Source organism: Thalassococcus halodurans, from assembly GCF_900108225.1.
GTDB lineage: Bacteria > Pseudomonadota > Alphaproteobacteria > Rhodobacterales > Rhodobacteraceae > Thalassococcus > Thalassococcus halodurans.
In genome coordinates this window covers 40,828-60,404 of record NZ_FNUZ01000006.1, presented here as the reverse complement: position 1 = coordinate 60,404, position 19,577 = coordinate 40,828, and the positions used below count along the sequence as shown (strand labels likewise).

General features: G+C 60.1%; 25 protein-coding genes. 18 read left to right on the top strand and 7 right to left on the bottom strand.

Features of this window, described 5'->3' with window-relative positions; translation table 11 throughout:
• The first annotated feature begins 5 nt into the window (after positions 1–5).
• From C4S59_RS16135 to C4S59_RS16110, 6 genes are all read left to right on the top strand, one after another.
• Entirely contained in the window at positions 6–800 is a 795-nt protein-coding gene (locus C4S59_RS16135; protein WP_027238784.1) for a crotonase/enoyl-CoA hydratase family protein, read from the top strand.
• Positions 797–2,800: an acetyl/propionyl/methylcrotonyl-CoA carboxylase subunit alpha gene (locus tag C4S59_RS16130; protein WP_234994801.1), complete on the top strand. Its 2,004-nt coding sequence runs from the start codon at positions 797–799 to the stop codon at positions 2,798–2,800. The genes C4S59_RS16135 and C4S59_RS16130 overlap by 4 nt, the downstream gene beginning before the upstream one ends.
• Positions 2,797–3,963: an acyl-CoA dehydrogenase family protein gene (locus C4S59_RS16125; RefSeq protein WP_103911550.1), complete on the top strand. Its 1,167-nt coding sequence runs from the start codon at positions 2,797–2,799 to the stop codon at positions 3,961–3,963. Before C4S59_RS16130 ends, C4S59_RS16125 begins: the two co-directional genes overlap by 4 nt.
• 48 nt (positions 3,964–4,011) lie before the next feature.
• Positions 4,012–4,578: a biotin transporter BioY gene (locus C4S59_RS16120; RefSeq protein WP_103911549.1), complete on the top strand. Its 567-nt coding sequence runs from the start codon at positions 4,012–4,014 to the stop codon at positions 4,576–4,578.
• Between the two features lie 186 nt (positions 4,579–4,764).
• Positions 4,765–5,598 carry an MBL fold metallo-hydrolase gene (locus tag C4S59_RS16115; RefSeq protein WP_234994800.1) on the top strand — a complete coding sequence of 278 codons (834 nt, stop codon included), beginning with the start codon at positions 4,765–4,767 and terminating at the stop codon, positions 5,596–5,598.
• A gap of 84 nt (positions 5,599–5,682) precedes the next feature.
• On the top strand, positions 5,683–6,378 hold the full coding sequence (locus tag C4S59_RS16110) for a hypothetical protein (RefSeq protein ID WP_234994799.1): 696 nt from the start codon (positions 5,683–5,685) through the stop codon (positions 6,376–6,378).
• A 219-nt stretch (positions 6,379–6,597) separates the two neighbouring features.
• On the opposite strand, the gene C4S59_RS16105 is transcribed toward C4S59_RS16110, so the two are convergent.
• From C4S59_RS16105 to C4S59_RS16090, 4 genes are read right to left on the bottom strand one after another with little or no spacing between them, the layout of a single operon-like run.
• Positions 6,598–7,971, bottom strand: coding sequence for a TRAP transporter large permease (locus C4S59_RS16105; protein WP_046212151.1), 1,374 nt, complete (start codon positions 7,969–7,971; stop codon positions 6,598–6,600).
• Positions 7,961–8,482 carry a TRAP transporter small permease subunit gene (locus C4S59_RS16100; RefSeq protein ID WP_223229250.1) on the bottom strand — a complete coding sequence of 174 codons (522 nt, stop codon included), beginning with the start codon at positions 8,480–8,482 and terminating at the stop codon, positions 7,961–7,963. Before C4S59_RS16100 ends, C4S59_RS16105 begins: the two co-directional genes overlap by 11 nt.
• A 37-nt stretch (positions 8,483–8,519) precedes the next feature.
• Positions 8,520–9,029 (bottom strand): signal peptidase II, encoded by a 510-nt coding sequence (gene lspA, locus C4S59_RS16095; protein ID WP_036538122.1) that lies wholly within the window; start codon positions 9,027–9,029, stop codon positions 8,520–8,522.
• Complete coding sequence (locus C4S59_RS16090) at positions 9,026–9,880, bottom strand: cation transporter (protein WP_028284971.1); 855 nt, start codon at positions 9,878–9,880, stop codon at positions 9,026–9,028. The genes lspA and C4S59_RS16090 overlap by 4 nt, the downstream gene beginning before the upstream one ends.
• 56 nt (positions 9,881–9,936) lie before the next feature.
• Between C4S59_RS16090 and C4S59_RS16085 the strand changes: the two genes are divergently transcribed.
• From C4S59_RS16085 to C4S59_RS19920, 3 genes are all read left to right on the top strand, one after another.
• The gene (locus tag C4S59_RS16085) at positions 9,937–10,281 is read left to right on the top strand and encodes an ArsR/SmtB family transcription factor (RefSeq protein WP_046212131.1); all 345 of its coding nucleotides are present in this window, start codon (positions 9,937–9,939) and stop codon (positions 10,279–10,281) included.
• Positions 10,282–10,332: 51 nt separating this feature from the next.
• The gene (locus C4S59_RS16080) at positions 10,333–10,800 is read left to right on the top strand and encodes a DUF411 domain-containing protein (RefSeq protein WP_074637346.1); all 468 of its coding nucleotides are present in this window, start codon (positions 10,333–10,335) and stop codon (positions 10,798–10,800) included.
• 225 nt (positions 10,801–11,025) lie between these two features.
• Positions 11,026–11,385: a c-type cytochrome gene (locus C4S59_RS19920; RefSeq protein WP_074637348.1), complete on the top strand. Its 360-nt coding sequence runs from the start codon at positions 11,026–11,028 to the stop codon at positions 11,383–11,385.
• Here C4S59_RS19920 and C4S59_RS19725 read toward each other — a convergent pair.
• The 3 genes from C4S59_RS19725 to C4S59_RS16060 all read right to left on the bottom strand — a co-directional run bounded on the left by C4S59_RS19725 (position 11,289) and on the right by C4S59_RS16060 (position 12,623).
• Positions 11,289–11,495: a hypothetical protein gene (locus C4S59_RS19725; protein ID WP_162797850.1), complete on the bottom strand. Its 207-nt coding sequence runs from the start codon at positions 11,493–11,495 to the stop codon at positions 11,289–11,291. The genes C4S59_RS19920 and C4S59_RS19725 overlap by 97 nt on opposite strands.
• Before the next feature lie 494 nt (positions 11,496–11,989).
• Positions 11,990–12,247 carry a helix-turn-helix domain-containing protein gene (locus C4S59_RS16065; RefSeq protein WP_028284972.1) on the bottom strand — a complete coding sequence of 86 codons (258 nt, stop codon included), beginning with the start codon at positions 12,245–12,247 and terminating at the stop codon, positions 11,990–11,992.
• A 124-nt stretch (positions 12,248–12,371) separates the two neighbouring features.
• Positions 12,372–12,623, bottom strand: coding sequence for a hypothetical protein (locus tag C4S59_RS16060; RefSeq protein ID WP_317963157.1), 252 nt, complete (start codon positions 12,621–12,623; stop codon positions 12,372–12,374).
• A 210-nt stretch (positions 12,624–12,833) separates the two neighbouring features.
• On the opposite strand from C4S59_RS16060, the gene C4S59_RS16055 reads away from it, so the two are divergent.
• The 9 genes from C4S59_RS16055 to C4S59_RS16020 are packed head-to-tail and all read left to right on the top strand — an operon-like array spanning position 12,834 to position 19,574.
• Entirely contained in the window at positions 12,834–13,202 is a 369-nt protein-coding gene (locus tag C4S59_RS16055) for a hypothetical protein (RefSeq protein WP_093363101.1), read from the top strand.
• 43 nt (positions 13,203–13,245) lie between these two features.
• Positions 13,246–13,860: a lytic transglycosylase domain-containing protein gene (locus C4S59_RS16050; RefSeq protein WP_103911547.1), complete on the top strand. Its 615-nt coding sequence runs from the start codon at positions 13,246–13,248 to the stop codon at positions 13,858–13,860.
• Positions 13,857–14,150, top strand: coding sequence for a TrbC/VirB2 family protein (locus C4S59_RS16045; protein WP_009503803.1), 294 nt, complete (start codon positions 13,857–13,859; stop codon positions 14,148–14,150). Before C4S59_RS16050 ends, C4S59_RS16045 begins: the two co-directional genes overlap by 4 nt.
• Positions 14,143–14,421, top strand: a complete 279-nt coding sequence (locus C4S59_RS16040; RefSeq protein WP_008282962.1) for a type IV secretion system protein VirB3 — start codon at positions 14,143–14,145, stop codon at positions 14,419–14,421. Before C4S59_RS16045 ends, C4S59_RS16040 begins: the two co-directional genes overlap by 8 nt.
• The gene (locus C4S59_RS16035; protein ID WP_103911546.1) at positions 14,411–16,786 is read left to right on the top strand and encodes a VirB4 family type IV secretion/conjugal transfer ATPase; all 2,376 of its coding nucleotides are present in this window, start codon (positions 14,411–14,413) and stop codon (positions 16,784–16,786) included. The genes C4S59_RS16040 and C4S59_RS16035 overlap by 11 nt, the downstream gene beginning before the upstream one ends.
• Complete coding sequence (locus tag C4S59_RS19720) at positions 16,783–16,950, top strand: hypothetical protein (RefSeq protein ID WP_008327378.1); 168 nt, start codon at positions 16,783–16,785, stop codon at positions 16,948–16,950. Before C4S59_RS16035 ends, C4S59_RS19720 begins: the two co-directional genes overlap by 4 nt.
• Complete coding sequence (locus tag C4S59_RS16030) at positions 16,940–18,094, top strand: lytic transglycosylase domain-containing protein (RefSeq protein WP_200813242.1); 1,155 nt, start codon at positions 16,940–16,942, stop codon at positions 18,092–18,094. The genes C4S59_RS19720 and C4S59_RS16030 overlap by 11 nt, the downstream gene beginning before the upstream one ends.
• Positions 18,094–18,903 carry a type IV secretion system protein gene (locus C4S59_RS16025; protein WP_103911545.1) on the top strand — a complete coding sequence of 270 codons (810 nt, stop codon included), beginning with the start codon at positions 18,094–18,096 and terminating at the stop codon, positions 18,901–18,903. The genes C4S59_RS16030 and C4S59_RS16025 overlap by 1 nt, the downstream gene beginning before the upstream one ends.
• A 17-nt stretch (positions 18,904–18,920) precedes the next feature.
• Positions 18,921–19,574, top strand: coding sequence for a virB8 family protein (locus C4S59_RS16020; RefSeq protein WP_103911544.1), 654 nt, complete (start codon positions 18,921–18,923; stop codon positions 19,572–19,574).
• Positions 19,575–19,577: the final 3 nt, after the last annotated feature.

Sequence of the window (19,577 nt, the reverse complement as noted above, 5' to 3'; positions counted from 1 at the left end):
TCAAGTTGAACAATACCTACAACACGATCCTTGTCGAAACTGATGCGCGCGGCGTCGCCACGCTGACGCTCAACCGCCCCGACAAACACAATGCGCTGAATGGCGAATTGATCGCAGAGCTATACGATGCCGCCGAAAAGCTGGCTGCAGATGACGATGTGCGTATTGTGGTCCTGACCGGCGCGGGCAAGAGCTTCTGCGCGGGCGGCGATTTCAACTGGTTCTCGTCAAACATCGAAAAGTCCCGTGCCGAACGGGTAGACCAGAGCGCCACGCTGGCGCGGTTGTTGCGCCGTCTCGACACGCTGCCCAAACCCTTGATCGGGCGGATCAACGGCCCGGCCTACGGTGGCGGTGTCGGCATGATTTCCGTCTGCGACTACACCATCGGCGCCGAAGGCGCGCGCTTCGGTCTGACCGAGGTCAAGCTGGGCCTTCTGCCCGCGAATATATCGCCTTATGTGGTGGCCCGCATCGGCAAGGTGCATTCGCGTGAGACCATGCTGTCGGGGGCGTTGTTCGACACCGCCCGCGCCGAGCGGATCGGTCTGTTGACCGAAGTTGTCGCGTCGGGCGACTTGGACGCCACGGTGAACCGGGTGGTGCATGATCACCTTCAGGCCGCGCCGGGTGCCGTGGCCGATACCAAGGCGCTGATCGCCTATGTCGCGTCCCACGATCTGGAGACCAACATGATCTACACCGCCGACCGGCTGGCCGATGCGTGGGAGACGGAGGAAGGTATCGAAGGCATCAACAGCTTCATCAACAAGGGCGTTCCGTCATGGCGGGTGAAATGAGCTTCACCCGCGTTCTGATCGCCAACCGGGGCGAGATTGCCCGGCGCATCCAGCGCGGGTGCCGCAAACTGGGGCTGGAAAGCGTAGCGGTGTTTTCGGACGCGGACCGCGACGCGCCCTTCGTGGCCGAGGCCGATCATGCCGTCTGCATCGGTGGGGCCGCCCCGTCGGACAGTTATTTGAACGTCGAGGCCATCCTTGAGGCTGCGCGGGCGACGGGCGCGGGTGCGGTGCACCCGGGCTATGGTTTTCTGTCTGAGAATGCCGGTTTCGCGGCGGCGGTCGAGGCGGCGGGCCTTGTGTTCATCGGGCCGGAACCCGACGCTATCGCGCGGATGGGCTCCAAGATCGAGGCCAAGGCTGCCGCCGAAGCCGCAGGCGTGCCCGTCCTGCCCGGCTATCGCGGCGAGGATCAGTCCGACGCGCGCCTGCTGCAAGAGGCCGAGGCGCTTGGCACCCCCTTTCTGGTCAAGGCCAGCGCCGGCGGCGGCGGACGCGGGATGCGGCTTGTCTCCGATCTGGGCGACGCACCCGAAGCGATTGCATCTGCCCGGGCCGAAGCGCAGAGCGCCTTCGGCGATCCGGCGGTGTTCCTCGAACGCTATGCGCCCCGTGCCCGCCACGTCGAAGTGCAGGTTCTGGGCGACACTCACGGCACCGTGCTGCATCTGGGCGACCGCGATTGTTCGCTGCAACGCAACCACCAAAAGCTGATCGAAGAAGCCCCCGCCGCCGATCTTCCCGAGGCTGTGCGCGACCGCATGCGTGCGGCAGCGGTGCGGTTGGCGCAGGCGATCGGCTATCGCTCCGCCGGGACGGTGGAATACCTCTATGACCCCGGGCGCGGTGAATACTACTTTCTGGAAATGAATACCCGGTTGCAGGTGGAACACCCCGTGACCGAGGCGATCACCGGCATCGATCTGGTCGAATGGCAGTTGCGCATCGCGCGGGGCGAGCCGCTGGCGCTGACGCAAGGCGATGTGCAGTTTGACGGGCACGCCATTGAAATCCGCATCGCCGCCGAAAACCCGGACGAGAATTTCCGCCCCGAAACGGGCGAGATCAGCCTTTGGGCTCCGCCCGCCGGCGTGCGGCTCGATACCGGGGTCGAGGCAGGCTCGGTCGTCAGCCACCATTACGATTCGATGATTGCCAAGCTGATCGTCCACGCGCCGGACCGGGCCGGTGCGATCCGTCAGGCGGTTGTCGCAATGGATGCCTTTGCAGTCGGTGGCGTCGGTCTGAACCTGGCCTATCAGCGCGCGTTGCTGACACACCCGGATTTTGCGGCGTTCCGGCACCATACCTCGGGCCTGCCCGAGATGTTCTCAGGCGGCTGGAGTGAACCGTCCGCTGATCCCCGGGACATGGCCCTTGCCGCGATGGCGCTGCATCTGCATCTCGCCCCGGCGGGCGCGTCGCCCTGGGAAAGCCTGGGGTCATGGCGGCTCACGGCCCCTGCGGGGTGGCCCGGTGCAGCATCCTATTGGGCGACGACCAAAGACGACCAGATCCGCGTAAACGGCTCCGGGTCGGTGTTGACAGCCGTACAGCCGGACGGCCAGGCCATAACGGTCGAGAGCGCCGCTTTAGCCGAATGCCGTCTGAGCGGACGCTTCGACGGGGTTCCATTTTCGCGCACCGCCTATGTCGCGCGCGCGTCGAGTCACTGGCGGGTGCACCTGCAAACCCCTGCCGGAATGACCGCGACAGACCTGCGCACGCTGGAAGACCAGCATCTGCAACGTGCCACCGGTGGATCTGGCGGCGCTGACCTGATGTCCGCACCCATGCCCGGCGCCGTTGCCGAGGTGCGTGTCGCACTCGGCGATCGCGTCAAAGCCGGCGACACGCTGGTGGTTCTGGAAGCCATGAAGCTGCTGCAAAGCCTGCCCGCGCCGGTCGCGGGCGTGGTGACAGAAATCTATTGTGCACCCGGCGATACGGTCGCCGGGCACGCCCCACTTATCAAACTCGATCCAGAGGAAAACACATGACCAGACAAGACAGCATTACTCAGGTCACCGGCCCGTTCAACGAAGACCTCGAGATGATCCGCGACCAGCTGCGCCGGTTCATCGAAACCGAGGTGACAGCCAAGGCCGAGCCCTGGGAAGAGGAGGGCATGGTGCCCCGCGACGTGCTGCGCCGGATGGGTGATCTCGGCGTTCTGGGGATGCGCTATGACGAACAGTATGGCGGCGCGGGGCTGGACGTGATGTCCAGCGTGGTTTTGGCCGAAGAGGTCGGGCGATCCACCTTCGGCGGATTCTCGGCCACGGTTCTGGTCCACACCGACATGGCCTCGCCGCATCTGGAAAACGCCGGCACGCCCGAACAGAAGGCGCGGTGGATGCCGTCGATCACCTCTGGCGAAATGATCACCGCCGTCGCCGTGACCGAGCCGGGCGCGGGCTCGGACGTGGCCGGCATGCGCACCCGCGCGGTGCGGGACGGGTCGGATTGGGTGCTGAACGGCACCAAGATGTTCATCACCAACGGCGTGCATGGCGATCTCTACTTTGTCGGCGCCAAGACCGATCCCGATGCCAAGGGGTCGCGCGGGATCACCATGTTTGCGGTCGAAAAAGGCACGCCGGGCTTTTCGGTCGGACGGGCGTTGAACAAGACCGGCTGGCTGTGCTCGGACACTGCCGAACTGATCTTCGAAGATGTCCGCATCCCGGCCGAAAACGTTCTGGGCGAGGTCAACCGCGGTTTCTATTCGGTGATGAAGAACTTCCAGAACGAACGCATCGTCCTGGGTGCGATGGCCTGTGCCGAAGCGCAAACCGCGCTGGACATGACCGTGGATTACGTCAAGCAGCGCAGGGCCTTTGGCGGCGTTCTGTGGGACAAGCAGGCCGTGCGCCAACGGCTGGCCGACTGTCAGACGCGGATCGCGGCAGGACGTCAGCTGGTCTATCACGCCGCCGGTCTGGATGCCGCGGGCGGTGACTGCGTGAAAGAGGTCTCGATGGTCAAAGCCTATTGCGGCGAACTGGTGAACAGCGTGCTTTATGACTGCGTCCAGTTTCACGGCGGCATGGGTTATATGCGCGAAACACCGGTGGAACGCATGTCACGCGATGCCCGTGTGCAGGCCATCGGCGGCGGGGCGAGCGAAGTCATGTTGGAAGAAGTCGCCAAGCGCATGTGAGCTTACTATCCAAAAAAATAACAATCTTCAGAAACAAGGACGAAAAAGATGAATCTGGAAACCACTCAAAGCCAATCAGTCGCAAGACTGACCCGAGAGATCTCGATAATACTCGTCGGCACAATTCTTCTGACAATATCCGCCAAAATCGTGGTGCCGTTCTACCCGGTTCCCATGTCTACACAAACCCTGGTTGTCTTGGGTCTGGGCCTTTTCCTGGGGCCGGTGCGCAGTAGTCTTGTTGTTGTGGCATACCTTTTTGAAGGTCTGCTTGGCCTGCCGGTCTTCGCAGGCACGCCTCCGGCGCCGGCCGGACTGGCGTATATTGCGGGTCCCACAGGCGGATACCTGGTAGGCTTCGCACTTGCAGCGGCCGCTGCCGGATGGATTGTTCAAGCACTGGAAGGACTTCGGCCTTCATTCAGAGCATCTGTCGCGGTCTTTTTGGGCTCGATACTCATGTATTGCGCAGGGCTGTTATGGTTGGGTGGCTTTGTCGGCTATGGCGAAAAGTTGCTGAACGCCGGTCTTTACCCGTTCCTTCTCGGGGATCTGACGAAGGCGACAATTGCTGTAGTTCTGTATACTGCTTACCATAATCGCCGCGCTGTGTGACTGCCAGCCCAAGACTGTATCAGACTGTTTCAGTCTCATACGGGCCTGGTCCAATGTAAGTTGAAATGGTCCGATGCCGGATTTGACAGGCACCGGACGCCAGCCTGAGGTTTCCGGCGCCATGCGAGAGCAATGCGCAAAACTGTGCGAACCAAATTGTTCGCAATCAATACCTGGTCGCACACAATGAAAAGAAGCAGCATGTTTTTCTCAGAGCCGGAGCCTTGCCGCGCGAAGGGAGTCGAATTGGCCCCTGGAATTCTGAGGATCGTCGCGAACAATCCCGGAAAGATGACCTACCACGGGACAAATAGCTACATCATTGATACGCCTGATGGTCGGTTCATAATCGACCCCGGCCCAGCAGAAGACAGTACACATTTCGAGGCAATCATCGAAAATTTGGGGGCCAAACCATCCGGGATTCTGCTCACACACCACCATTCTGATCATTTTGGAGTCGTCCCAGCCCTGCGAGCACGGACAGACGCACCTGTTTATGCCTCACGGGCATTCCCTGACGATGCATTTCGACCTGACCGGTTTCTGGAGGACGGACAGGTCATTGCCGGTCTTACCGTCCTGCACACACCTGGTCACGCGAGCGACCACCTTTGTTTCGCGAGACCTGACGGAGTGCTCTTCACGGGCGACCACGTTATGAGTTGGAACAGTTCGATCGTCAGCCCCCCTGACGGAAACATGCACGACTACTGCGCGCAGCTACAGCGGCTGATTGAGCGCGACGATAGGATCTACTTTCCGGGGCACGGACCTATACTCCGGGATCCGCAACCTTACGTCAAACGGTTGCTTTCCAACCGCATGCGTCGCGAGGCGGAGATCCTCGCCCACCTCTCAAACACCCCGGATTCGGTCCAGAATATCGCCGCTTCCGTCTACCAGAAAACCGACCCACATATCGCAATGGCCGCAGAACGAAACGTTGCGGCGCATCTGGAGAAGCTGTTGTCTGAGTCGCGGGTGGCACAAGATGGCGGAGTCTGGAAATTAACATAAACTTCATTATGCGGCTTTATATTTTGCGTTGCGATAGTATATTATCGTATGTATGCTGAACTCCTCTCACGGAGGTCCCCCAGTATGCGCCATTTACTCAAGAAGCTCCTCCCCTCGGTCGCAGTCGCTTTGGCCGCGACAAGCTTTTCGCTGCCGGCACCCGCCCGCGCGCAGACCTACCCGATCGATTGCGCGATCCTCTTGTGCCTGTCTGGCGGCTGGCCCGCTTCCGTCCCTTGCGCCGGAGCCCGCGCCGAGTTCATCCGGCGGATTACGCCTTGGCCAGTGGAACCGCCGCTGCAAATCTGGCGCTGTCCCATGGGCGCGTCCTATGAGAGCGATCGGCAATCAAACAACGCTGACCGCATAATTGAAGCCTTGTACCGGACCGACAACCGTCGACCGCTCCAATCCTTGCCAGTAGATAATCTCGTTCCCACAGACTTCACCCTTCGGCTTGTTCAGGACCGCGCGGACATCGATATCAGCGGGCCAGAGTTCAATTTCGTGCGGTCCATCCGCGTCTTCGATGTACGGTATGCACGACAGCACGAGTCCGGGCGCGATGGGGATTGTAACCGAAGCGCGACCGTGGTCCTCGGCACCTACGGGACCCAAGGCGATTTCTCATGGCAGCGATCTTCCATAACTGCCCTGCCCGAGGCCCATGTGGGACTTGAACGTTGGGGCCAGAATTGCCCGGGTATCTATCACCGATCTGTCTTCGTCGATTGGCGTGACTATGAGGGCAACTACGGCTTCGAACAGGTGAACTACTAGCGCTGACAAAGACAGCTTTGCCATCATGCTGCGAGAATTTTAGCGTGCTGAGTTGTTCAAATACCGGCCCTTCGCTGCTTTCGGTGCGTTTGTCCGGAGAGCGGACTAAGCACCATTTCGCTGCGGCTGCGCCAGTGGCCGCTTCAGCTCAATCCGAAAAAACGGTTAAACCTAGAGAACCCACAAGGGAATGCTTTCCCCCGCTGCAGGCTACATCACTCACCGCTGTATCAATTGCGGCGCATCGGCATCCCCAAGGGCCATTTCGGGCAGCCAAGTGATAAGCTGAGGAAACGAGATCAGCGCCGCGATCAATGCAATCTCAATGGCAACAAGGGGTACCGCTCCGCGATAGATATCAGACAGATTGATACCCTTCGGTGCGGCCATCTTGGCAAAGAACAGGGCATAACCGAAAGGGGGCGTCAGAAAAGACGTCTGCAACGCCAAGGCTATCAGGCCAGCGATCCAGATTTGTGCAAAGTAGGCAGAGCCGACGTGATCTGCGAAGTCGAGCTCTGAAATAATCGGCATCAGTACGGGTACAAAGACCAGCAGCACCTCGATCCAGTCAAAAACAAACCCAAGTATGATGATCACGCCAAGGAGCATGGCCAACAGTTCCCACCGGGTGAGATCGAATGCGGATATCCAGTCGAAGATCACATTTGGTCCACCAACGAGGTGGAAACTGAGCGAAAACACCGATGCGCCAAGTACGATGAAGAAGACCATCGACGTCATCGTGCTTGTCTGCACCGTGACAGAGTTTAACGACGAGAAAGACAGACGCTTTCGCGCCAGAGCAACCAAAAGCGCGCCAAAAACCCCTACTCCAGCCGCCTCTGTTAGTGTCGCAAAGCCCAGAATGATGCTGAGCGGAATGGATGCGATGACCGCGACAGACGCGAGTACAAACAAGAGGTCTGACACAAGATTGGTCTTGGGTGTGTCCAGCGGGATTTCGACCGTTTTTCTCAAGGTGACCGCAAAGTAGACCGCGAAGGCCATGACCATCAGAAGCACAGGTACGATGAGGGCCACATACATCAATCCGATGCGCAGATAGAACACGTTCGAGATGAAGAACAGCATCACGGCTGGCGGGAACACGACACCCAATGCTCCAGAAGCTGCGACAGCGCCTCCTGCGGTTCGCGGTGCGTAGCCCGACGCCATCATCGGGGCATAGGCCACCAACGCCACAGTTATGACGGAAGCACCGATCACCCCGGCGGCGGGCGCAAGAACGAGGCCGATCAGCAAAGTCGCAATGGCGTAGCGACCGGGAACGCCTGTCAGAAGACGCCCCAGCAAGCGAAACATGGTTTCGGCAATCCCGCTGGCATTCAGGATCAGGCCAAGAAAAATCAACATTGGAACGCTGGTGAATTGGACTGATTCATTGGTCAGTACACCACGGGCCCGCAGGTAGATCAGCCCCAGATGCTGAAAATCAGTGATCCCCACCCAAACCGCAGCGACAAACCCCAAGAAGCCTGTCCCCGCGAGCACCAGCGCCACCGGAAAGCCACTGAAAACCCCAATCGCCATCACGACAAGCATGGCAACCGTGAGGACCTCATTCACCATTGTGCAGGCCGCTTGCTTGTTCCGGTGCACCTTGCGCACGTCTCCCTGTCAGAAAGGCGATGTTGCGAAGGGCTACGATCATCCCGGCAAGAGCCAGCAAGATGGGGCCGATGACCCCGGTGATGCGTTGTGCCCACAACTGGGTTTCCGCGTATTTCGTGGTGCGCATCAAACCGTCCCATCCGTAGTAGGTCAGGATGGCGGCGAGCGGCAGAAGGACAAAAAGGCCGCCAATCAGTTCGATCCAAGCAATGCGGCGGGCGGACCAATGTCTGCGAAGAACATCAACGCGCACGTGACCGTCGCGCAGATAGGTATACCCAAAGGTCAAGAAAATTAGGATGAACAGCAGTGACGTGGACAGGTCCGGCAAATAGCTCGACACGCCAAGTTGTAGCTTGCGATCCAGCATCTGAAGCGCGCCATAAGCAGCAATCGAAACAACTGTCAGCCACGCAGTCACGACGCCGATGCCGCGAATGCCACGGTCAATCCAATCCAAAAATCTCAAGCCGAATTCCCTCCCAAAGTTCTTTGCCTGTTAGCTGTTATCCCCCCGTGACATCTCCCTTGCGATTGTCTTGTTCCCGATTTTCCGGCCTAACTTTCGAGGTGCGAAAGCTGTCCCAGAACAGCAATGCTGCCCCACAAAAGATCGCCACGTCAGCCAAGTTGAAGGACGGCCAGTGGTATGACCTGTAATGGAAGTCGAGAAAGTCAGGGACGGCCTGATAGCGCAGACGGTCAAGGATATTGCCAAGCGCGCCTCCGATGATCAGACCGAGCGCCGCACCTGTCAGCCTGTCCGGAGCCTTCCACAGCCAGATCAGCAGCCATGCCACGACCACGGCAGCAAGTGCGACCAGACCCCACCAGGGTACGACCCCGCCGAGCATACCGAAGCTGACCCCATCGTTCAAAACCCGCACGAGGTTGAGAAAGGGCAGAACCTCGACCCCGTTCTCAAGCGCCGGGGAGTTCAGGGCAAGAGCCTTGGTGCCCTGATCAACACCAAACGCGGCGATGGCGCAAAGCCCACCGAGAACGCGGCTGTTCATGCCACCGCCTTCAGATCGGCCCGCGCGTCGCGGATGATCGCCCATGACGAGTGCAGGAACAGTCCGGCGATCCCGAAGGCTACGATGAGATCGGGCCATGCGCTGCCTAGCCAAACCACCAGCCCGGCGGCGATAACGACTGCGGCGTTGCCGATGGCGTCGTTGCGCGAGAACAGCCAGACAGCGCGCATGTTCGCGTCGCCCTTGCGGTACCGCAGCAACGGCAGCACGGAGATGACATTTATCACAAGAGCAATCAGGCCCAGAATCCCCATCAAAGTGGCGTCTGGGGTTGTCGGCTCGAATGCCCTTATGATGGTCGTGCCAAAGACTCCAAGACCAAGCAGGCCGAGGAAGATGCCCTGGATCAGAGCCGACCGCGCTCGCCAAGCGAGGCTCCAGCCGATGGCCAACAGGCCGAGGAAGGTGATTGCGCCGTCGCCGATGAAATCCAACGCGTCGGCCTTCACGGCCTGTGACCCGGCAATGAACCCGCCGATCATTTCAAGAACGCCATAACCAACATTCAGGATCACAACGATCCAGAGCGCGCGGCGATAGCCAGGGTCCTGATGGGCCGCACCTTGCTGAATATCTTCGTCGCTCTCGATGCGGTCAAACCCATACCCTGTTGTCTCGACGGCTTTTTCAATTTCCGGCAAGCGCGCTTCGGGAGCTGTCAAAGTCATTATGTGCGTTGCAGTAGACACTTTCACGGCGTCAGGCGCGATACCTGCAGATTGCGCCGCCCGCTCGATCTGGGCGGCATCCTTGGCGCAATCCATACCGGAAACGCGGTAACGGAAGGATGGGATATCTGCCGCCGAACCGGTGCTATCAGCGTTGGCCATGATCGCAGTTCTCCTGCTAAAGTGGATCAAAGGATAATATATCAGTGAGCAATGATATGACGCAGATCGTTGTGGACCGCAAGGTCGGTACCATTGAACAACGCGCAAAACTATTTCGCGGCTTTGCCGACCCAAGCCGCTTGTCTATTCTCGGCGCGCTGTGCGGGGAGCCGCTGGTTGTTCACGAACTCGTCGAGCGTACGGGACTATCACAACCAAACGTATCCAACCACTTGCGATGCTTGTTGGAGTGCGGGCTAGTTAACAGCGACCGAGATGGGCGCTTCATCCGCTACCGTATCAGTAGCGCACGTATCGCAACGCTGTTGAGCGATGTGGACGCACTTCTCGATGTGGTCGCAGGGGGCGTTGAGGCCTGCGACAACTATCGCGGGAGATAAGCAGCCACTAAGCGATGAAATAGACTAGGACAGAGCTAAAGGACGACTGATATTGATGTAACGCGCCGTCAAATTATTATAGCCGCTGTAGGTCTTACCAGCATTGCACCCTTCGCCGCGATTGCGCAGGGAGCTCCGTCGATCCACGTTCTTAAGGACCCGAATTGCAGCTGTTGCCGGGTTTGGGCTGATATTCTTCGGGCTGAAGGCTTCCGTGTGACCGAGGAGCGCAGCTTTGGAACACTGCTGGTCCGACACAAGTTGGACAATGGCATCCCCCAAGAGATGATATCGTGCCACACAGGCGAGATCGAAGGCTATATGATCGAGGGCCATGTGCCCGCAGCAGACATTCGTCGCCTTCTGGACGAACGCCGAGACGCAGTCGGTCTCGCCGTTCCCGGCATGCCCTATGGATCACACGGAATGGGGCCAGAAGATCAGCGTGAAGCCTACGATGTATTTCTGATCCGGCGCGACGGTAACACCGAAGTGTTCACGAGTTACGAAGCAGCCTGACGGCAATTTCATTGATCGGAAACCATAAGGAGAAGACTATGAAGCAGCATAAATCACGCTATTTTGGTAAGGTTGCGGTGTGTATGATCTCTGCTACTGTAGCCTTCGCACAGCAGCAGCGAGGCGATTAGGTGGGGTCACGGGCCAATGGGACCGAACCACATGTGGTCTGAACGCATGCCTGGCTGGGGACACGGCAACATGGGTCCGGGCCAGCAATAGCGCATGCAACGACATTGGACTTACATGAACGAGTGCGTGCCCGCAGCTCATCGGGGCGCTCGGAGCACTATTCGCGCGACGCCTGAAGTTATCGCGGAAGGCCAGACGCTATACACAGCGAACTGCGCAAGTTGTCATGGAGCCGAGGGTCTCGGGGATGGTGAGGCCGGTCGGTCTCTCGTGCCTTCTCCGGCTCTCCTTAGATGGTTTGTTCAGATGCCGATGTCGGGAGACGAGTATCTGCTCTGGGCAATTTCTGAGGGCGGTCAGCGCTTCGGAACAGAAATGCCAGCCTTCAGGGAAGCGCTGACTGAAGAAGAAATCTGGAAAATCATCGCATACATGCGTGCGGGGTTCCCGTGATACCGCGCACCGCGAACACTTTGTAGAGCTTTTGGCGGTGCTTCCAAAAATACACAATTTCGCCGATCACCACCAAAACTGACATTGGTGGAGCGCGCAGCATCGCTCACTCTGGGCTCCTTCGAGACCTTCGCTGCCATCAGCTCAAATGACCGGTACGCTCGCAGACCCTTTCCATCAATATGAACTGGCGGCTGCGTGAGAATCCTATCCACTGTCACTTTTTCGAATCCGCGTGAGCGCATCGAAGTCGATTTCTTGCTTCTGTTCGTCACTTATATCCGGCCGGGTTTCCGATACCGGCTGGGGCCCTTGGACGTCCCACATCACCGCATGTGAGCCTGTACTCCAGCGATAAACCCAACCAACAACACTGCACCCATCGGTCCCGATCAGATTGGCGATCGCGACGCCCTCACCCCTATCATCGTTCACTGTTTACTAACTTCCTGCACTGTGGCGCTGCAAACTGCGGTGTGAGGTTGCAGAGCGTTCACTACGACCGCGCGCCGGACTTCGTTGATTTTGGCTACCTGGTCCTCGATGAGGGAATGATCATCAGACCGAGAAAATGGGTTCCCGCGTTCTCAACAATTCATTGGCTTCAAATCCTGTGGTCGGGCTCCGTGGCGGCTTCGACAATCGACAGGACTTCATCTTTGTCAAAACCAATGACCCTCGCCAGAACTGTAAACTCCACGACGTCGATACGACGCTCGCCACTTTCGAGACGTGCCACAAACGACTGGTGGCGTTTGAGCTTCGCCGCCAACTGCTGCTGGCTGAGACCCGCATTCTGACGTGCATCAACCAACGCACGGACGAGCGCCAACTGGCCATTTGTTCTGATTGTCTTTGCCACGCGTCACATACCTTTTGTGACGTCGCTAGCGGATGAAATCTGTTATCTAAAAAGTAGATATATGAGGGTGTTATCGGCGTCTGGTTTCCATGGGCTGCAAGTCTGATGCTCCCGAGGTTGCCCATCAATCCCCTACCAATTGCAGGAACCGGCCATAGTCCTCGCTGACTTCGCGCGCTTCTTCGAAAGCGCGGGCGCGTTCGCTGTCGAGGCAACGGAAGTAGCTCTGGATATCCTGGATGTAATTTTCGAAATCGCCGCGGATGATAGCCGCATAGTCCCGCGCGGCCTGCGAATCACTTGGCAGGAAGGGGCGGGGCGGGGCGAAGCAGGATTCCGCCAAAACCGGCCCGGGAACGCAGATCAGAAGGGCCAGAGCTTGCAATGGGAGCAGGCATATCAACCTCGGGTTTCTCAAACCTGTTATCTCCTTGATCGCGGACACTGGCCGAGACTAGTGTTTGCGTGACCAAACTACAGCCAAAGCATGATATTACATCTTGCGGTTGATAATATACTATCGTAACTCTGGGCTTCAAGTGGGAATGCCTAGGGTCGCGCCATTGGAGAAAGCGTGAGCCGGGCCATGAACTGGGACATCGAAGCACCAAATGTGGTTACGGAAGCACGTTTCCGCGAACTCGTGGAAAGCGGCTATAGCGCAGAAATCCTGTGCCAAGAATCGGCACACAAGAAAGGCCCCAGCTATTACGGGGTCTGGATCATGCGTGTGGTCTCCAACGAAGGCGTGGAGAAGCTGCTGGTCACGGCCCGTACTCGGACGACCTATAACGACATCAAGATCCGCGAGTTCAAGACGATCTCTGGCGTGGTGTCTTTCTTCATTGGCCTTGGTTTTGCGCATGTCGACCTGCCGCTTGAGGCGGGGACAAGCCGTACGCACAAACTCGCCCCGCCAGACAAAGCCCCATCAGAAAAGGGCACTGGCAGCTAGCCTCGTCTGTCTCTGGCTGGTCACAGCGCCAGCTTCAGCGCAAATGGTCCTGGTCATGGAGAGCGACGGCTCCCTGACCCCGTCCCGCTCCCAAAGCAGCTTTGCCCGAAACTACAATGACGGGATTGGTCAGGGTTCGGCCTCCGATGGGATCGCGATCTTCGGCGAGGTAGAGGCCGAGCAAGAGGGCGTCCAAGTTGCGGCCCTTGCCCGCCTGACTCCCCTGCCCCGCGCCGATGTCCTCTCCGGGATTCAGACCACGGCCTTGCGCTATGCCGGCCATCCCGGCCTGCGTCGCGCGGGGCTTTCCGTGACGGATTGGCTGGCTCTCTTTCGGGCCAATATCGAGGTTGAGAGCGCCTACCGGCAGGATGCGATTTCAAATGCAGGTGCTATTGGCCTTGGTCAATTGATGCCTGCGACGGCGCGTGATCTGGGCGTCGACCCGCGTGATCCGCTGCAGAACCTCGACGGCTCCGCCCGCTACCTCGCGATGATGCTGGAGATGTTCGGCGATCCGCACCTGGCGCTGGCTGCCTACAACGCCGGACCCGATGCGGTCCGCCAGTATGGCGGCGTCCCCCCCTACCGAGAAACCCAGAACCACGTGGCCCGCGTCATGGCCGTCGTGGCCCGATTGGAAGGATCAAATTCATGAAACAGATTTCAAACCTCTTTGTCGCCTCGCTGGCGCTATTCCTGCTGATTGCCGAGCCCGCCCTTGCACAGAGCATCGATCTCTCCCCGATCCAGAGCTTGCTGCAGGGCATTGTCGATGCGCTGACCGGACCTCTTGGTGTGGTCATCGCCACACTCGCGGTCCTCGGCGTTTTCTTGAGCTGGTTCTTCAACATCATCGACCTGCGCCAAGCGCTTTGGGTCCTGGTCGGCATCGCCGGTGTTGCCGCCGCCCCCACCATCGTTGCCGCGGTCTTTGCCGGTGGCTGAGCGCTCGCCTCTCTTTCTTGGGCTCGTGCGCCCGCCGAAGCTTCTGGGCCTGCCCATCATGTACGCGATGGTCTGGCTCTTCGGATCGGTGCTCCTGTTCGTCTGGGTCCAGCACATCGCGGTGCTGGGTTTCGCCGCCTTGCTCTATCCGGTGCTTTGGAAGGCCGCAGATTGGGACCCGCGCTTCATAGATGTGATGATGACGGCCCTGCAGGAGACACCGCCCACGCGCAACCGCAGCATCCATGGCGGGGACAGCTATGCCCCGTGATGACGCCCCTGATGCAGCGATCGATCCCCGCACGATGACGCCGGAGTGGTATGCGCGCGAGACCCGCCTCGCGCATATGCTGCCCTATGTGAGCCTCGTCGACGACCAGACGGTGCGCACCCGGGTCAACGAGCTCTTCCGGTGCATTCGGCTCGAGGGGATCAACAGCTACACGACGGACGATGCCTATCTCAACAAGGTGACGGCGCTTTTTGCCCGCATCGTCGCGCAGCTTGGGCCGGAATTCAGCTATTACGTCCACAAGGTCTCCAAGGCCATCAAACCTGATCTCGACCCCATCCGTGAGGACAGCTTCGCAGGCGAGGTGGACCGGCGCTGGCGCGCGAAACTCGAGACCAGTGGGCTCCGCGACAAGACGCTGACGCTCACCGTCATTCACCGCCCACCCCCGAAAAGCCTCCTGCCGTTCCTCAGCCGCAGCGCACCGGACCGCCTGAGAGAGGAAACCCGCAAACGCCTGCAGCGCCTCGGTGAGGCCGTGAACGTCTTCCTCTCGGGGCTTACCGAGCTCAAGCCGCGCCTGCTGTCAGCCGGATCGGGAGAGTTGGTGGGATTTTTGGGCGCGCTCAACACGGGCACCGAGCTGCCGCTCTACCCGGCCAACACCTACGGATTTCTGTCCTTCAACGTCGCCAATACCCGCGTGACGTTTCACGGCGATCATTTCGAGCTTTCCGAGGGCGTCGTGGGCCACCGCTACGGCAAGAGCTTCACCATCGGAGAATACTCGGAAGGCACCTCCTGCACCATGTTCGACATGCTGAACCTGCCGGTCGACATGATCGTGACGCACTCCTTTACGCCGATCAATTCGAACCTCATGGCGGGCCGCATCAAGCGGCAAAAGCGCCAGATGCAGGCGAGCCAGGACGCGGCCCTCTCCCTCCTGGAAGCCCTCGACATCGCCGCCGATGATCTCGAGGCCAAGCGCCAAAGCTTCGGCGAGCATCACATGGTCGTGACGCTCTTTTGCGACACGCTCGAAGAACTGCAGACCCTCAGCGCGGAGATCGTGAACGCCGCCGCAACCGAAGGCGTGAAGATGATCGGCGAGCGGGTCGCGGCCAAGGCGCATTACCTCAGCCAGCATCCCGGCAACCAGCCCAAGCGCGTCCGCGCCAGCGCCGTCACCAACCGCAACTTCGCGGATTTTGCGGCCTTCCACCGGACACAGCTCGGCAAACCTGCAGCACTTACCCCCTGGGGCCGGGTCGTCACATATTTTCCCACGCCGGAGCAGAGCGCCTACCGGTTTTCCTATCACGAGCAGGGCGCGCCCGACAAAGAACCGACCAGCGGGCATACCCTGATCATGGGACGGCCCGGGTCGGGCAAATCGGTGCTCTCGGCCTTCCTGATGACCCAGGTCCGTCGCGCAGGGGCGCGGATCTTCGTCTTCGATTACCGTCTTGGCATGGAGATGGCGGTCCGCGCCAATGGCGGGCGCTACGCGTCTCTGAACGCCGGTCAGCCCACGGGCCTCAACCCGCTCTGGACAGAGACCGATGCGCGCGGCACCGCCTGGCTCTCGGACTGGCTCACAACACTGCTTTACCGCGCCGACAAGCCCCTGACCCCGGCACAGACCAACCGCATCCAGGAGGTCGTGCGCCAGAACGCCCAGGCCACCAATCCGGCCCTGCGGAACTGGCGGGATTTCGCATCGCTTTTTGTGTCCACCGACGATGGCGGCGATCTGCACCAGCGCCTGCTCGAATGGACCGAGGACGGCCGCTATGGCTGGATCTTCGGGCAGAGCCTCGAGGACACGTTCTCGCTCAAGGGCGATGTGGTGGGCTTCGATCTGACCGGCATTCTCGACAGCGAGGCCGACAAGGAACGGATGGCGGTCCTGTCCTATCTCTTCCGCCGGGTCGAGCGCGAAATCGAGGACCGCCGCCCCACCATCATCGTGATCGACGAGGCCTGGAAGGCCCTCGATAACGCGTATTTCGCCGAGCGGCTGTCGAACTGGCTGGTGACAGCGCGCAAACAGAACACGGTCGCGGTGATGATGACGCAATACGCAAGCCAGCTCGAGCGCACCCGGACCGGCAAGACCATCATCGAGGCGGTGCCGACGCAGATCCTGCTCCCCAATATCCGCGCGCAGCCAGCGGACTACGCCATGCTGAACCTCACGGAGAAGGAGCTCGATGTCCTTCTCAACACGGGCAGCAACAGCCGCTTGGCGCTGATCCGCGACGATCAGGGCTCGATCGTCGTCGATGCCGATCTGAGCGCGCTTGGACCCAATCTCACCATCCTTGGCGGCATGGAAAAGGGCGAAGCGCTTGTCGGCGCCGATTACCGCGACCGCCCTGATTTCTGGAGGCTTTCATGACCCGTATTTTGATGTTCGTTGCCGCGCTCGGTGCGTTGGCCTCCTGTGCCCAGTACCAGGAACCGCAGGCCAATTGCTTCACCTTCCTCGCCTCCACGACAGCCATCTCGCCTGATTGCACCTTCACGCCCCTTGGCGCACCGGAGGGCGACATTGAAGTCTAGCCTGCCTCATATCCTGGCCCTTTGCCTGCTGCCCGGTCTCGCTTTGTCTCAAGGCGTGCCGACCAATGACAGTGGGCTGACCGCGCGTGACATCGTCGAGACTGGCGATCGCGAGGCTGACTTGGCCGTTCAGGCCGACAAGCTTGCCGTGCGCGAACTCATTGCCGAGATCGAACGGGAGCAGCTGGAAACCCTGCAACGCATCCTCGATGCCCAGACCAGCTTCGGCGGTCAGGGCTTGCCGGCTATGGTCTCGGGGCTGGAAAGCGGCAGCGGGGATCCGGCCCGGTCAGTCGAGGCGGTCTATGGCAATGCCGACATCGACCCCAATCCCGGCGGTGCGCAGATGTTCGGGGATGCGGCGGAAAACATCGAGCAGCTCATTATCCGCGTGGCTCAGGAGACCAGCGGCTTTGCCGGCGTTGGCCGCGCGGGCCTCTCCCCGGTCCAATGGCGCGCACTCCTACAGGCGCTGATCTGGCAGGAAAGCCGTTTCACCATCGGTGCACGCTCTCCCGTCGGCGCCTTTGGCCTCACCCAGATCATGCCCGGTACCGCCAGCGATCTGGGCATCAATCCGGAATACTATGACAGCCCCTACCTGCAGGTGCATGGCGGTGCACGCTATCTCGCGACACAGCTCAACACCTTCGACGGCAATATCATCAATGCGCTCGCGGCCTATAACGCGGGACCCGGCCGGGTTTTCGAGTATGGCGGCGTGCCACCCTTTCGCGAGACCCAGCACTACGTCCAGGTGATCCCCGAACGCTATAACCTCTATTTGACCCGTATCGGCGGGATCGAAGCGCTTGGCACGATCGACCCCGCGCTTCTGGCCAATGCCAACCTCTCGCTCACTGGGCACGGCGCGGCCTTCTATGGCAACAACTCACCCGCCGCGATCAGGCAAGCCGCCCTACGTATTGCGGATATCGTCGAACGGATTTCCGAGACCGAGGATGTGCAGGAGAGCGTTGCGCTCAACACCTATGCCCGCGCCGAACTCGTGCGACTCGTCGCGGCCCGCATCCGGCTACAGGCGGCGCGCACCCGCGTTCTCTCCGCCGAAGAGCTGGCCCAGGCCAGCGCCCGCATGGCCGAGGGCGCGTTCATGGAATTCACGATCAGGGAGATAGACTGATGAGAGACTTACTCGTGAGGACGGCCTTGGCCACGACGCTTGGGATCGGTTTGCATGTCGGCACACTGTCCCCTGCCCTTGCGCAAGGTGTGCCCGTCGTCGACACCCAGAACATCGCGCAAAATATCCAGCAGCTGCGGCAGATGATCGAAGACGAGATCCTGCAAAACGAGCAGCTGACGCAGCTCCGCGAACAGCTTGCGACACTCACGGAACAACTTGGCGAATTGCAAAGAACCTATGAAGCCCTCACCCGCCTTGCCGAACTGCCGGAAATCATCCGCACCGAGATGGAAGACGAGTTGAACGGCCTGCTCGATCAGGAATTCGGCGATATCCTCGCCACCATCGAAGCCATCAAGACGGGGGATTTCTCCGGCCTGTCGGGCTCCGGTGCGGGCGAGATCGAAACCCAGATGGACCGGGTCCTGGCCGATCTCGGATTTGACGATGACACGCTCTCGGAAATGGCCACCAGCGGCAATCCCGGGGCCAATCGCGTGGCCACGCAAGCCACGACCGGCGCGCTGGTCTCTGCTGCCGCCCAGAACAGTTATGACGATGCCGGCCAGTCACTGGAACGCGTGGACCGGCTCGTCGGGCTGATCGATGACATGGATGAGCTTAAGGAAAGCATCGATCTCAACACGCGTGTCACGGCGGAACTGGCGATCGCGCTCGTCGCCATGTGGCAGCTCGAAGCGGTGCAAACCGTGGGTGACGGCACGGGCGGCGTGATCGACGCCGCCACTATCGCCGAGGAACAGCGCTTCATGGATTTCACCCTGCCGGACCTGCGGGCTGACTGATCGTGAGGGAATGAGGGGTGGCTACTGAACAGGACATCATCGAAGAAGAGCTGGTCTATGGGGCGCTGCGCCGCGAACGGCTCTGGCAGCGCCTTGGGCTCATCGGGCTCATCTTCGGCATCATCGGATGTCTGAGCGCCGCGGCTGTCGCGATCCTTGATGTCGATCCGCCGCCTGTGGTCGTGCCCTATGATCCCGAGACAGGCTTTGCCCTGCCAGAGGCTTCGGTCGGCGCGACTTCGATCACAGCCAACCAGGCGGTCATCGAGGCGGAGGTCTTCCGCTATGTGACCGACCGAGAGGTCTATAACCAGCTCGACAACGATCTGCGCATCCGCAGCGTCTTGCGCCGCTCGGACGGGGCTGCCGAGAGCGGGCTGCGCCAGATCTGGAACAGCGCCAACGAGAACTACCCGCCGACGATCTATGGCCCTAATGCCCGTCTCGATGTGGAAATCCTCAGCATCAATCGCATCGGAACGAACCGCGCCACGGTCCGCCTGCGCAAACGTCTGACATCCATCAATGGCGTCCAGACCGGGCTCTTCACCGCCACGCTTCTCTTCGAGTTCCGCCCTGAGACTCGCCGCTCCATCGATGAGGTCTGGACCAATCCTTTTGGCTTTACGGTCCTCGAATATTCCATCCGCTCCGACAGATTGGAGAACTGATCT